The 12,977-nt window shown below is 60.1% G+C and carries 11 protein-coding genes; 7 read left to right on the top strand and 4 right to left on the bottom strand.

Features of this window, described 5'->3' with window-relative positions; genetic code table 11:
* Positions 1 to 59: 59 nt before the first annotated feature.
* The 3 genes from hflK (at position 60) to ABOK31_RS09165 (ending at position 4,029) form a co-directional block, all read left to right on the top strand.
* Positions 60 to 1,184 carry an FtsH protease activity modulator HflK gene (gene hflK, locus ABOK31_RS09175; protein ID WP_349958671.1) on the top strand — a complete coding sequence of 375 codons (1,125 nt, stop codon included), beginning with the start codon at positions 60 to 62 and terminating at the stop codon, positions 1,182 to 1,184.
* Complete coding sequence (locus ABOK31_RS09170; RefSeq protein WP_349958669.1) at positions 1,184 to 2,122, top strand: protease modulator HflC; 939 nt, start codon at positions 1,184 to 1,186, stop codon at positions 2,120 to 2,122. The genes hflK and ABOK31_RS09170 overlap by 1 nt, the downstream gene beginning before the upstream one ends.
* A 194-nt stretch (positions 2,123 to 2,316) precedes the next feature.
* Positions 2,317 to 4,029 (top strand): DegQ family serine endoprotease, encoded by a 1,713-nt coding sequence (locus ABOK31_RS09165; protein WP_349958667.1) that lies wholly within the window; start codon positions 2,317 to 2,319, stop codon positions 4,027 to 4,029.
* Between the two features lie 3 nt (positions 4,030 to 4,032).
* Here the strand turns inward: ABOK31_RS09165 and ABOK31_RS09160 are convergent, their stop codons facing one another.
* Genes ABOK31_RS09160 through serB form a run of 3 tightly spaced genes read right to left on the bottom strand, consistent with a single transcriptional unit; the run spans position 4,033 to position 6,095 of the window.
* Positions 4,033 to 4,611: a GNAT family N-acetyltransferase gene (locus tag ABOK31_RS09160; RefSeq protein WP_349958665.1), complete on the bottom strand. Its 579-nt coding sequence runs from the start codon at positions 4,609 to 4,611 to the stop codon at positions 4,033 to 4,035.
* The gene (locus tag ABOK31_RS09155; RefSeq protein WP_349958663.1) at positions 4,608 to 5,171 is read right to left on the bottom strand and encodes a GNAT family N-acetyltransferase; all 564 of its coding nucleotides are present in this window, start codon (positions 5,169 to 5,171) and stop codon (positions 4,608 to 4,610) included. The genes ABOK31_RS09160 and ABOK31_RS09155 overlap by 4 nt, the downstream gene beginning before the upstream one ends.
* A 33-nt stretch (positions 5,172 to 5,204) precedes the next feature.
* A complete protein-coding gene (gene serB, locus ABOK31_RS09150; RefSeq protein ID WP_349958661.1) occupies positions 5,205 to 6,095 on the bottom strand; it encodes a phosphoserine phosphatase SerB in 891 nt (296 codons plus the stop codon).
* On the opposite strand from serB, the gene miaA reads away from it, so the two are divergent.
* The gene (gene miaA / locus ABOK31_RS09145) at positions 6,094 to 6,990 is read left to right on the top strand and encodes a tRNA (adenosine(37)-N6)-dimethylallyltransferase MiaA (RefSeq protein WP_349958659.1); all 897 of its coding nucleotides are present in this window, start codon (positions 6,094 to 6,096) and stop codon (positions 6,988 to 6,990) included. The genes serB and miaA overlap by 2 nt on opposite strands.
* Before the next feature lie 9 nt (positions 6,991 to 6,999).
* Here the strand turns inward: miaA and ABOK31_RS09140 are convergent, their stop codons facing one another.
* On the bottom strand, positions 7,000 to 9,024 hold the full coding sequence (locus ABOK31_RS09140) for a DUF87 domain-containing protein (RefSeq protein WP_349958657.1): 2,025 nt from the start codon (positions 9,022 to 9,024) through the stop codon (positions 7,000 to 7,002).
* Between the two features lie 327 nt (positions 9,025 to 9,351).
* On the opposite strand from ABOK31_RS09140, the gene ABOK31_RS09135 reads away from it, so the two are divergent.
* From ABOK31_RS09135 to ABOK31_RS09125, 3 genes are all read left to right on the top strand, one after another.
* Positions 9,352 to 11,145 carry an acetolactate synthase 3 large subunit gene (locus ABOK31_RS09135; protein ID WP_349958655.1) on the top strand — a complete coding sequence of 598 codons (1,794 nt, stop codon included), beginning with the start codon at positions 9,352 to 9,354 and terminating at the stop codon, positions 11,143 to 11,145.
* A gap of 85 nt (positions 11,146 to 11,230) precedes the next feature.
* Positions 11,231 to 11,803, top strand: a complete 573-nt coding sequence (gene ilvN / locus ABOK31_RS09130) for an acetolactate synthase small subunit (RefSeq protein ID WP_174179833.1) — start codon at positions 11,231 to 11,233, stop codon at positions 11,801 to 11,803.
* Between the two features lie 142 nt (positions 11,804 to 11,945).
* Positions 11,946 to 12,977, top strand: a complete 1,032-nt coding sequence (locus ABOK31_RS09125; protein ID WP_349958653.1) for a capsular biosynthesis protein — start codon at positions 11,946 to 11,948, stop codon at positions 12,975 to 12,977.

Below are 12,977 nucleotides of genomic sequence, written 5' to 3'. Positions count from 1 at the left end.
GAGCCATGAAATCCGTGGGTTCGGCGCGATATCGGGAGTCAACAAACAAAGAGGTTTTGATGCCTTGGAGCAATCAGAATGGCGGCGGCGGTGGCCCATGGGGCGGCGGCGGCGGTGGAAATAATCAGGGACCTTGGGGGCAAGGACCGAACCGGCCGCGAGGTGGCGGCAACGGAGGACCTCCGGATCTCGAGGATATTATTCGCCGCGGCCAGGACCGGTTGAAAGGTTTCGTGCCCGGCGGCTTCAATGCAGGCGTCGTCCTCATTATCATCGCAGTGATCGCCGTCTTCTGGTTGATCCAGTGCATCTACACCGTGCAGCCGGACGAGCGCGGCGTAGAGTTGCGTTTCGGCAAGCCGCGCGAGGAAGTCTCGATGCCAGGCCTGCATTTCCACCTGTGGCCGATGGATCGAATTGAATTCGTCAAAGTCACCGAGCAACAGCGCAATATCGGCGGCCGCTCCACGGCTGGTTCGACTACCGGTCTGATGCTGACGGGCGATCAGAACATCGTCAACGTCCAGTTCTCGATCCTCTATACCGTGACCACCCCGCAAGCCTATCTGTTCAATCTCGAGACCCCCGACGAGACACTGCAGCAGGTTGCGGAAAGTGCCATGCGTGAGGTCGTCGGTCGCCGTCCGGCTCAGGACATCTATCGCGACAAGCGTCAGGAAATCGCGACCGAGGTCAGAGGCATCATTCAGGATACGATGGATCGCTACGGTTCCGGCATCTCCATCAACGCCGTGCCGATCGAGGATGTCTCTCCGCCGCGCGAAGTGGCCGACGCATTCGAAGAAGTGCAGCGTGCGGAGCAGAACGAAGACCAGCAGGTGGAAGAGGCCAATCAGTACGCCAACCAGAAGCTCGGTCAGGCCCGCGGTCGCGCGGCCCAGATCCGCGAAGAGGCGGCTGCCTACAAGGATCGTGTCGTGAAGGAAGCCCAGGGTGAGGCGCAGCGCTTCATCTCGATCTACGACGAATACGTCAAGGCACCTGAGGTCACTCGCAAGCGTCTGTTCCTGGAAACCATGGAGTCGGTTATCGGCAATTCCAACAGCATCATCATCGACGACAAGCAGGGCGTCGTGCCTTACCTGCCGCTGAACGAAATCGGCAAGCAGTCCACGACGCAGGCGGGCAAGCCCGCCGCCGCAACTCAGCCGGAGGCCAAATAATGACGTCCAGCCGTTTGCCAGCCATCCTCATCGCGCTTGCGGTGGTGCTGTTGCTTATTTATTCGTCGGTGTTCGTGGTCAATGCTCGTGAACAGGCGATCGTCCTGCGCTTCGGCCAGATTCGCGCCGTCAAGACCGAGCCCGGCCTGTACTTCAAGCTGCCTTTCGCCTTCATGGATGCCGATCGTGTCCAGTACGTGCAGCAGCAGGAACTCCGCTTCGACCTGGACAATATCCGTGTCCAGGTCTCCGGCGGCAAATTCTACGAAGTCGATGCTTTCGTCGTCTACAAGATCATGGATGCGCGTAAGTTCCGCGAGACCGTCTCAGGCGATCGCGATGCGGCTGAATCGCGTCTCAGGACCCGCCTCGACGCTGCTCTGCGCCGTGTGTATGGTCTGCGCGGCTTCGAGGCGGCGCTTTCCAACGAGCGTGCCGCGATGATGACGGAAGTGCGCAACGATCTGCATCGTGATGCGGAAACACTCGGCCTTAATATTGAAGACGTCCGCATCCGCCGTACAGACCTGTCTCAGGACGTGTCGCAGAACACTTACGACCGCATGAAGGCAGAGCGTTTGGCGGAAGCCGAATTGATCCGCGCGCGCGGTAACGAAGAAGGCCAGCGGCGCCGGGCGGTCGCGGACCGTCAGGTCGTCGAGATCGTGGCCGATGCGCAGAAGGATTCGGAAGTGCTGCGTGGTGAAGGCGAAGCCGAACGCAACGCCATCTTCGCGGATGCCTCGAAGCGCGATCCGAACTTCTACGAGTTCTATCGTTCGATGGCCGCTTACAACAAGGCACTCGCCTCAGGTGGCAAGACGCTCGTCCTGCCGCCGAACCAGTCGGACTTCTTCAAGTATTTTGACAGCCCTGCGGGTTCCGCACCCAATTCCGGGGCGCCGGCATTCGCCAATCCGACGCCGCCTGCGAACTGAGGCGTCGATTACACTGAAACGAAAGGGCTGCCTGAGGGCGGCCCTTTTCTTTATGACGCATTGCATCACCTTTGGCCTGCAAGCATCGGCGGCGAGGAGGTTCGGGGATTTCTCAAAAAGGTGATTTCACGCTTCATCATTCCGCCTTATGTTGATGCTTATACAAGTTTTCCCTTTCTTTATGAGGATGCCTGATGGCTTCGACCAATCGCCTGCCTTTCAGCCGTTCGTTTGCCTTGCTCGCAAGCATTGCACTGATTGCCGGCCCCGTTGTGGGCGTTACCGAACAGGCTTATGCGCAGACGCAGAATAGCGGTGCGGCCGCAGGTGCCCAGGCGCCGGCCACGACCAACAATCAGACGCCGCCGGCAGCATCTCCCACGGTCACGGCGAACCCGGCCATGAATGCCGGTCCGGCATCGGTTGCCGATCTCGCTTCCGGCTTGCTCGATGCGGTCGTCAATATTTCCACGTCGCAGAAAGTCAAGGATGAGGGGAATGGTCCGGCGACCCCGAAGGTGCCGGATAACTCGCCCTATCAGGATGAATTCAACGATTTCTTCAACAACAAGAAAGACGACGACAGCAATCGCAAGGTAAGCTCGCTCGGTTCCGGCTTCGTCATCGACCCCTCCGGCTATATCGTCACCAACAATCACGTCATTGAAGGGGCCGACGATATCGAGGCGATCTTCCCGAACGGCACCAAGCTGAAGGCGAAGCTGATCGGCACCGATACGAAGACCGATCTTTCCGTCCTCAAAGTCGAGCCGAAACATCCGCTGACGGCAGTCAAATTCGGTGATTCCTCGAAGATGCGCATCGGCGACTGGGTGATGGCGATCGGCAATCCCTTCGGCCTCGGTGGCTCTGTCACCATCGGTATCGTCTCGGCGCGGGGCCGTAACATCAATGCAGGTCCCTACGACAACTTCATCCAGACGGATGCGGCGATCAACAAGGGCAATTCCGGCGGCCCGCTCTTCAACATGAAGGGTGAGGTGATCGGTATCAATACGGCGATCATCTCTCCGAGCGGCGGTTCGATCGGCATTGGCTTTGCAGTACCGTCCGAACTGGCGGAAGGTGTCGTCAATCAGCTCAGGGATTTCGGTGAGACGCGCCGTGGCTGGCTCGGTGTGCGCATTCAGCCTGTCACGGATGATGTCGCCAACAGCCTCGGTCTTTCTGAGGCGAAGGGTGCGCTCGTCGCTGGTGTCATCAAGGGCGGCCCTGTCGACAACGGCTCGATCAAAGCGGGCGATGTCATCCTGAAATTCGACGGCAAGGATGTGGACGAGATGCGCGATCTGCCGCGCGTTGTCGCCGAAAGCCCCGTCGGCAAGGAAGTCGATGTCGTCATCTATCGCGATGGCAAGCAGCAGACCGTCAAGGTGACGCTCGGCCGTCTGGAGGACAGCGATCAGGCGGCAGCCGCGAGCACCGACAACAACAAGAAGCCGCAGCTTGCGCCTGACGACAAGGGCAACAGCGACGGCGTCATCAATCCCGATCAGGGAGACGATGGCGACGATGACGGCATGGATGGGCAGGATCAGGGCGGCGATCCGCAGCAATCGCCGCAGGCTCAGCCGCCAGTTCAGGCGACCTCGAATATCCTCGGAATGAAGCTCTCGACGTTGACGGCAGAGAATCGCAAGAGCTTCGGCATTGCCGACAGCGTCGATGGTGTCGTCATCACCGAAGTGGCCCCAGGTTCGGCGGCGGCGGAAAAGGGGTTGAAACCTGGCGACGTCGTCGTTGAGGTCGCGCAGGAATTCGTCCAGACCCCGAGCGCTGCCTCGGACAAGGTGGCATCGCTGAAGCGGGAGGGACGCCGCAATGCACAGATGATGATTGCGTCGCCGAACGGTGACTTGCGCTTCATCGCCGTCGCACTGGAATAGAATTCAGCTGTCGACATGTTTTGCCTGCTGCGCCCGCCATTCGGCGGCGCTGAGGCGATGTACGACATGGCGCTTCAGATGCGGATGCGTCTCCGGAATTTGTGGATGGTCGAAATCGGAGGCCGGATCGTGGTACATGCCGATTTTGCGCATCACCGCGAGGACGCGCCTGTTGTCATGTACGGCGACGGACAGGATTTCTTCGAGATTTAGGACGGTGAAAGCGTGACGCATAAGAGCCGCGCCCGCTTCCGTCGCATAGCCCTTGCCCCAATGGCGCGCTGAGATCCGCCAGCCGATCTCCACGGCATCTCTGGGCAAATGAGGGGTGAGTTGTACTCTGGACAGCCCCGAGAAGCCGATTGCCTCGCCGCTATGCTTCAAAACCACGGCAAGAAAATCGAAACCAGGTTCGGAGATGACGTTCCGGATCATGGCGAAGATGGTGTCGGTTTCCTCGCGGCTGCGGCTGAAGGGAAAGAATTCAAGAACGGCCGGATCGGAGCTCAGCTCGTAAAACAGCTCGCGATCCTCTTCCCCGCATGGCCGCAGGATCAGCCGAGGCGTTTCGATAAGGGTCATTGCCGGGAGCGCCACTCGGCTGCGGTCAAGCGGTAGAGGACATGGCGCTGCAGATGGGGATGGGTGTCGGGAACGTTGGGGTGATTGAAATCGCTGCCCTCGACGCTGTGCATGCCGATCCGCTCCATCACCGATGTCGACCTGACATTGTTGTGGACCGCGAAAGAGACGATTTCATCCAGCTTGAGCGTGTCGAAGGCATGAGCAAGAAGCGCTCGCGCCGCTTCGCTGACCAGGCCCTTGCCCCAGTGCCGCGCCACCAGCCGCCAACCGATCTCGACAGTTCCGATCGCGACGAAGGGTTCCAGGTGATCCGTCCGCACGAGCCCGCAATAGCCGATGGGCTCGCCGCTTTCCTTCAGCTCCAGCACATAAAGGCCGAGCCCGGTCTCCGTGATCATCGATTGTACCCGATCGAAGAAGGCATCCGCCTCCGTACGATTGCGGCGAAAGGGAAAGAACTTCATGACTGTTTCGTCGGAGTTGATCTCGTAGGCCAGATCGCGATCCGTCTCGCGCCAGTTGCGGATGATGAGGCGGTCGGTTTCGGTGATGATCATCTGCAGCCCCTGATTTCGGCGATCTGTGCCGCTCTATGGTTTGACGAAATCCGTCTTGCGATAGCCCTGGATGTAGAGCAGCGCAGTCAGATCGCCGTGGTCGATGCGCATCCTCGCTTGTGCTGAGACCGTCGGCTTGGCATGGAGTGCGACGCCGGAACCGGCAAGCTGCAGCATGCCGAGGTCGTTGGCGCCGTCGCCGACGGCCAGGGCATCATCGGTGGAAATACCGAGCTTTTCGGTGATATCGGTGAGCGCATCCACTTTGGCCTGCTTGCCGAGGATGGGCTCCTCGACGAGGCCGGTCAGGATGCCGTTTTCTTCCAGCAGAATATTGGCGCGGTTCTCGTTGAAGCCGAGGGTCGCGCCGATGCGGCTGGTGAAGACGGTGAAGCCGCCGGAAACGAGGGCGGCGTAATAGCCTTTCGCCTTCATCGTCGCGATGAGTTCGGGGCCGCCCGGCGTCAGCGTGATGCGCTTGGCGATGACATCGTCGACGACGGAAATCGGCAATCCCTTCAAGAGAGCGACGCGCTCGCGCAGCGCCGGCTCGAAGTCGATCTCGCCGTTCATGGCGCGGGCAGTGATATCGGCAACCTTATCCTTGAGACCGACCTCGGCGGCGAGTTCGTCGATGCATTCCTGACCGATCATGGTCGAGTCCATATCGGCAATCAGCAGCTTCTTGCGGCGGGTATCGGCTTCCTGGATCACCAGATCGATCGGCGCACTGCCGATCGCTGCGAGGATATTGGTCTCCGCGGCCTCGATATCGGTATCGTCGCGCAGCGCGATATCGCAGGCAATGCCGTCAGCGAGCCAGTAAAGCCCGGACGCCTTGACGGCTTCAGCCGCCTTCTCTGCGATGGCCGGAACAAGAACGGGGTTTGACGGATTGGCAATAAGCGTGGCAACGAAGGCCATGAGCAGAAACCCTATGAGCAATATCGACGCGATCCTGATAACCGGGCCGACCGCCAGCGGCAAGTCCGCACTGGCGGTAGAATTGGCGCGTTCGCATGATGGCGTCGTTATCAATGCCGACAGCATGCAGGTCTATGACACCCTGCGTGTGCTGACCGCGCGGCCCGATGAAGCGGATATGGAAGGCATTCCGCATCATCTCTACGGCCACGTTCCAGCCGGCCAGGCCTATTCGACCGGCGTCTGGCTGCGCGAGGCCGGCGCATTGCTCGAGCGACTGCGCGACGAGGGCCGCATGCCTGTCTTCGTCGGCGGCACCGGGCTTTATTTCAAGGCGCTGACGGGCGGGCTTTCCGACATGCCCGAGATTCCGTCTGATATCCGCAATCGGCTTCGCAGTCGATTGCTGACAGAGGGGCCGGAGGCGCTGCATCATGAGCTTGCAAAACGCGACGGTGTCGTTGCCGAAACTCTGAACCCGCAGGACGGGCAGCGCATCGTTCGCGCCCTGGAGGTGGTCGAAGCGACGGGCCAGTCCATTGCGGCTTTTCAGGGCAAGAACGGGCCAATGATCATCGATCCAGACCGCGCGCGAAAGATCGTGGTTCTGCCTGAGCGCGCTATCCTGCATGAGCGTATCAACAGTCGTTTCGAGACGATGCTGGCGATGGGTGCGGAGGCCGAGGTGCAGGCTCTGCTGGCTCTGGATCTTCCGCCGGAAATGCCTGTCATGAAGGCTATTGGTGTCGCGCAGATCGCCGCGATGCTGAAGGGGGAGATGACGCGCGCTGAGGTCATCGAAACCGGGTCTGCAGCGACGCGGCAATATGCCAAGCGGCAGATGACCTGGTTCCGTAATCAGATGGACGAGAGCTGGGAACGATTGAGCCCGTAGTTCGAGGCGTCAGTCCTTGTCGTAAAGGCTGCTCAAGGGTTTTTTCAGAATGCTGTCCCGCAAGGACAAGCCGGATTCGCGCCGCAGCGATGGGGCAGTTTCTCTTGACGGCGGCGAGCGTGCGCCTCCTTCATCGCTGCGGAATTCACGGCGCAATTCCGCAAGCTTGCTGTCGATCGATGTTTGCGAAGGGACTGCGGGTTGCGGTGCGCCGGTGCGCGGCAGCATGTCGGGACGGTAGGGTTCGATCGACGGGGGATTCGGTTCAGCTTGATGACAGATTGTCTGCTGGACAGGCCCTTCGTCGAAATCATCTCCGATATCGGTCATCGGCACAGCGTTGTAGCTTTGTTGGAGAGGGCTGAGATCTGGGCCTGAAATCGAACGCATGCGGCCGATAATCGCGCGCAGATCGACCGTATCGGGCGAATCCTCGCTGGTTTTCGCGACGCTGCCGCTGGCTTTTGGCAGCAAATGCCGTTCGACCTGGGAAAAGCGCATGCGCATCGGGACCGCGATGGCCTCGCCGAAGGCGATCGCTTCGCCGTTGCCGATCGATGAGAGAAAGCTGGTCGTCGAGATCGACGAGTTGGGTATCGCCGAGCGGATGATTTCCTGGTCGCGATCATTGGCAAGACGCATGGCAAAGAGCGTCGAGCACTGCGAAAGGATCGTCTGGTCGAGCTCGCCCGGGCGCTGGGTGATGATACCGAGCGAAACGCCGTATTTGCGGCCTTCCTTGGCGATACGGGCGATGGCCTGCCGCGTCGGGAAGAAGCCGAGCGTCGGGTCGGCGGGGATGTAGCGGTGCGCTTCCTCGCAGACGACGAGCATATGGATCGCCCCTTCGCTCCAGAGCGCCAGTTCGAAGGCCATGCGGCAAAGGACGGATGCGACGGAATTGATGACTTCCGAGGGGATGCCGGCGAGCTGGAAGGTGCAGATCGGCTTACCGTCGCCCGGAATGCGGAAGATCTTGGCGATGGTCTCCATGATCGTATCGGTGATCGTGTTGTTGGAGAACATGAAGTGATAACGAGGATCGTTGATCGCCGAGATGATGCGCATCTTGAGCGAACGCAGATGCGGCTTTTCCTGACGGCCCTCAAGGCGGCCGATGCGCTCGTCGATCAGTGCCAGCAGATCGGCCATGCGGTATGGGACCGGCGTATCCGCCGTTACCGAGGCCTTTTCCGTCTGGCGGCGCATCAAGGTTGAATCGCTGCCGCGGAAAGCGCGCCTGGCTTCGGGAATAAGATCGCGCAGCGCATCCAGCTCTTCCGGTATTGCCGGGCGGCCGCGGAAGACGACTTCACTGAATTCCTCAAGCCGCATCAGCCAGAAGGGCAGGTCGAGCGTATCGGTGTCGATGACGACGGCATGCTTCGGAAAGGCGGCTGCGAACTCGTTGTGCGGATCGAGAATCAGCACACGCAATTTCGGATCGGCGCTGATCGCCTTGTGCAGCAGCAGAGAGACGGCGGTGGATTTGCCGACGCCGGTCGAGCCGACGACCGCGAAATGCTTCGCCAGCATCGAGGGGATGTGGATGGCGGCATCGATGCTTTCGTCCTGCGTCAGCTTGCCGATGACACAGCTGCTGCCCTTGCCGGCATCGAAAATGCGCATGAGGTCGGCAGCGCGGATGCGATGCGCTATGGCGCCAAGATAGGGGTAAGCGGAAATGCCACTCGAAAATTCCTCGCGGCCATCCGGGCCGACGCGAACCTCGCCCAACAGCTCGACCTCAATGCGAAAGAGATTATCCTGCCCTTCACCCCAGCCGACGCTTTGCGTATTCATCGAATAGACGAGGGCTGCGACGCGGTTCTTCCCGACACTGATGGAAATCAGGCGACCGACCGACCAGAGTTCGGTCAGGTCCGTGCCGCCGGCCTCGGCCACGGCGGCGATTGTCGCGCGGGAACCGTTGCACGCGACGACGCGACCGAGGAAGCGATTTCCCGGTTTCAACTTGTCGCGGCGATCAAGATCTCCAGCGTTGCCTGATGTCTGCAGATCGTTATTCAGCAACAGTTACCCCAATCATTAGTGGCTGGAGCATAGAGACGGTGGCTTAATAAAACCCTGTCGACCACCCGTGCTTTTTATAGGGTTTCCGCGGGGCCACGATTTTTTATTGCTTCACGCGTTGACGCTTCGAAATTTTCTGTCTATCACTTCGGCCCATGAAAAACTCGATCATTCTTATCGTGGTGGGAAGGCGCATGGGCAGGATGGTGTAACCATCCGGCGATAGCCACCCATGCGCTAGATGACAGGCTCCCTAAGGGGCCTTTTTTTATGCCCGAAATCGAGATTTCATTTTTCCAAACCTCCAGCAGACAGCGGAACAAACGTATGACCGGCACAGATAATCAGGCGAGCGGCAATCGAATGACAGGCGCGGAGATCGTGTTGCAGGCGCTCAGAGACAACGGCGTCGAACACATCTTCGGTTATCCGGGTGGCGCTGTGCTTCCGATCTACGACGAGATCTTCCAGCAGGACGACATCAAGCACATTCTCGTCCGCCACGAGCAGGGCGCCGGCCATGCGGCCGAAGGCTATGCCCGCTCCACCGGCAAGGTCGGCGTCATGCTGGTTACCTCCGGCCCGGGCGCGACCAATGCGGTCACGCCGCTGCAGGATGCCTTGATGGATTCCATTCCGCTCGTTTGCCTGACCGGCCAGGTTCCGACGACGCTGATCGGCTCGGATGCCTTCCAGGAGTGCGATACGGTCGGCATCACGCGGCCCTGCACCAAGCACAACTGGCTGGTCAAGGACGTCAATCAGCTCGCGGCCGTCATTCATGAAGCCTTTCGCATCGCGCAATCAGGCCGTCCCGGTCCCGTTGTCGTCGATATCCCGAAGGACATTCAGTTTGCGACCGGCACCTACACGCCGCCGGAATCGCATGATGTCCAGAAGAGCTATCAGCCGAAGATTCAGGGCGATCTCAACAAGATCAACCAGGCGATCGAGCTGATGAAGAATGCCCGTCGCCCCGTCATCTATTCCGGTGGCGGCGTCGTCAATTCCGGCCCCGAAGCTTCCAAGCTGCTGCGCGAACTGGTCGAGCTCACCGATTTCCCGATCACCTCGACGCTGATGGGCCTCGGTGCCTATCCGGCCTCGGGCAAGAGCTGGCTCGGCATGCTCGGCATGCATGGTTCCTACGAAGCCAATATGGCGATGCATGATTGCGACGTCATGGTCTGCATCGGCGCACGCTTCGACGACCGCATTACCGGTCGCTTGAACGCCTTCTCGCCGAATTCGAAGAAGATCCATATCGACATCGATCCTTCGTCGATCAACAAGAACGTTCACGTCGACATCGGCATTCTCGGCGATGTCGGCAATGTCTTGGAAGATATGGTTCGCCTGTGGCGTGCGCTACCGCAGAAGCCTGCTGCCGACCGCCTCGGCGATTGGTGGACCAGCATCACCCGCTGGCGCGCGCGCAACTCGTTCGCCTACAAGCCGAGCGACGATGTCATCATGCCGCAATATGCGATCCAGCGCCTCTATGAGCTGACCAAGCATCGCGACACCTATATCACGACCGAAGTCGGCCAGCATCAGATGTGGGCGGCACAGTTCTACGGCTTCGAGCAGCCGAACCGCTGGATGACCTCAGGTGGCCTCGGCACCATGGGCTATGGCTTGCCGGCGGCGCTCGGCGTTCAGATCGCCCATCCGGAAAGTCTGGTCATCGATATCGCGGGCGATGCCTCGATCCAGATGTGCATTCAGGAAATGTCGGCGGCGATCCAGCACGATGCGCCGATCAAGATCTTCATCCTGAACAACCAGTACATGGGCATGGTTCGTCAGTGGCAGCAGCTGCTGCACGGCAATCGCCTCTCCAATTCCTACACGGAAGCGATGCCTGATTTCGTCAAGCTCGCGGAAGCCTATGGCGCCGTCGGCCTGCGCTGCGAAAAGCCGGGCGAACTCGATGCCGCCATCCAGGAAATGATTGACGTCAACAAGCCGGTCATTTTCGATTGCCGCGTTGCCAATCTCGCCAACTGCTTCCCGATGATCCCCTCGGGCAAGGCGCATAACGAAATGCTGCTGCCGGACGAAGCGACCGACGAAGCAGTTGCCAACGCCATCGACGCCAAGGGTCGCCAGCTGGTCTGATCGATAGCCGGGGTGCGGCGGAAGCCGCGCCCCGGCCGATCTCGCTGGCATATCGAACAAGAACCGAGGAAACGGAACAAGGATAATGAACGCACACCTTCAACCCACGGGCTCCGCCTATTTCATTTCGCCGGAAACCGCGGCGGCTGAGAGCCACACGCTTTCGGTGCTTGTCGACAACGAGCCCGGCGTTCTTGCCCGCGTCATCGGCCTCTTCTCCGGCCGGGGCTACAACATCGAAAGCCTCACGGTTTCGGAGACGGAGCATCAGGCGCATCTGTCGCGCATTACCATTGTCACGCGCGGCACGCCGCAGGTGCTGGAACAGATCAAGGCGCAGCTTGAGCGCATCGTCCCCGTTCACCGCGTCGTTGATCTGACGGTGCGCGCCCGCGAACTCGGCCAGGAACGGCCGATCGAGCGCGAAGTGGCGCTGCTGAAGGTGACCGGAAGCGGAGAGATGCGCGCAGAAACGCTGCGGCTGGCCGACGCCTTCCACGCCAAGGTGGTGGATGCGACCGTCGAACATTTCATTCTCGAAATTACCGGCAAGTCTTCGAAGATCGACCAGTTCATCGCCATCATCAAGCCGCTCGGCCTTATCGAAGTGTGCCGCACCGGTATTGCCGCGATGAACCGCGGCTCGCAGGGAATGTAAAAGCCTGCGGCGTCGGCCGGTTTGCCGTTCGGAATTGCGTTGGAAATCAGAGCGGTTCAGTGCTTCCGTGGAACGCTGAACCGCTTTATCTTTTGCGGCGGTCGGCTTGGGTCGACGATGTTGTTTGCAGCGGGAGAATAGGGTGGCAATCCTTGCCGGCGAGACTTTGCCTGAGATCGGCGGAAAGCCATGGCATCCGCCTGATGATATGCGTCTCGGCGCTGCCTTCTTCGTCCGTGGCGATTTTCCCTGGCTCCGGCATTATTTCGGCTCCCGGAAACTGGCCTCGATCCTTTCTCCCGGAATAGGCGGCGTCGTATCCTGGGGTGGCCGTGCGCCGGCGAAGCTCGCGGACAGCGTTGCGCGCTTTCGCCATCTTCGACATTGGTATCTGGAGGATGGTTTTCTCCGGTCCATGGGGCTCGGCAAGTCCGGCGCCATTCCACTATCCATCGTCATCGACGATCTTGGTTTGCCCGTCGATGCAAACAGGCCGTCGCGGCTTGAGCGGTTGATCGAGGGGGTGGGAGAGGCAGGAGAGCTTGGCCGCGCCATTCGCGAGCAGATCGTTCTCAACAAGCTGTCGAAATACAACCATCTTCCGCATCGCCCACCCAGCATTGCGCCGACGACAAAGCGGCGCATTCTGCTGGTCGATCAGGTCGTCGGCGACGTTTCCGTCGGCCGTGCGCTCGGCTCAAAAACTTCTTTCGAGACGATGCTTGCCGATGCGCTGGCAAGCGATGCGCAATGCCTGATCCGCACCCATCCGGATGTTATGGCTGGGCTTCGTAAGGGTTATCTTACGGATGGCGCTTCGAAAGGCGATGCAATTCTTGTCGACGCCGAGGTGTCGGTGGCGTCGATCCTCGACGTCGTCGATGAAGTCTGGACGGTCTCCAGCCAATTCGGCTTCGATGCGTTGCTGCGCGGCATTCCCGTTCGCTGCTATGCGGCGCCCTTTTATGCCGGCTGGGGTGTGACCGAAGATCATTTCGGTGTCCATACCAAGGCCGTGCTCGCCGGCCGTAGAACGAAGCTTCGGACCGTCGATCAGATCGCCGCCGCCGCCTTTTCGCTTTATCCGACCTATCGCGATCCGGCCGACTGGCGGGAGATCGACGTTTTTCGAGCGATCGAGCTGATAGTCGCACAGCAGAAGGCCGTTGCCTGA

Origin of the sequence: Rhizobium sp. ZPR4, from assembly GCF_040215725.1 — a bacterium.
GTDB classification, from domain to species: Bacteria; Pseudomonadota; Alphaproteobacteria; order Rhizobiales; family Rhizobiaceae; genus Rhizobium; species Rhizobium rhizogenes_D.
This window is presented reverse-complemented; position numbering and strand designations above follow the sequence as displayed.

Excerpts from the sequence above, each read along its gene's own strand:
- hflK (WP_349958671.1), top strand. The coding sequence starts at position 60 with ATGCCTTGGAGCAATCAGAATGGCGGCGGCGGTGGCCCATGGGGCGGC.
- miaA (WP_349958659.1), top strand. The coding sequence starts at position 6,094 with ATGAGCAGAAACCCTATGAGCAATATCGACGCGATCCTGATAACCGGG.
- serB (WP_349958661.1), bottom strand. The coding sequence starts at position 6,095 with ATGGCCTTCGTTGCCACGCTTATTGCCAATCCGTCAAACCCCGTTCTT.
- ABOK31_RS09160 (WP_349958665.1), bottom strand. The coding sequence starts at position 4,611 with ATGACCCTTATCGAAACGCCTCGGCTGATCCTGCGGCCATGCGGGGAA.
- ABOK31_RS09135 (WP_349958655.1), top strand. The coding sequence starts at position 9,352 with ATGACCGGCACAGATAATCAGGCGAGCGGCAATCGAATGACAGGCGCG.
- ABOK31_RS09165 (WP_349958667.1), top strand. The coding sequence starts at position 2,317 with ATGGCTTCGACCAATCGCCTGCCTTTCAGCCGTTCGTTTGCCTTGCTC.
- ilvN (WP_174179833.1), top strand. The coding sequence starts at position 11,231 with ATGAACGCACACCTTCAACCCACGGGCTCCGCCTATTTCATTTCGCCG.
- ABOK31_RS09170 (WP_349958669.1), top strand. The coding sequence starts at position 1,184 with ATGACGTCCAGCCGTTTGCCAGCCATCCTCATCGCGCTTGCGGTGGTG.
- ABOK31_RS09155 (WP_349958663.1), bottom strand. The coding sequence starts at position 5,171 with ATGATCATCACCGAAACCGACCGCCTCATCATCCGCAACTGGCGCGAG.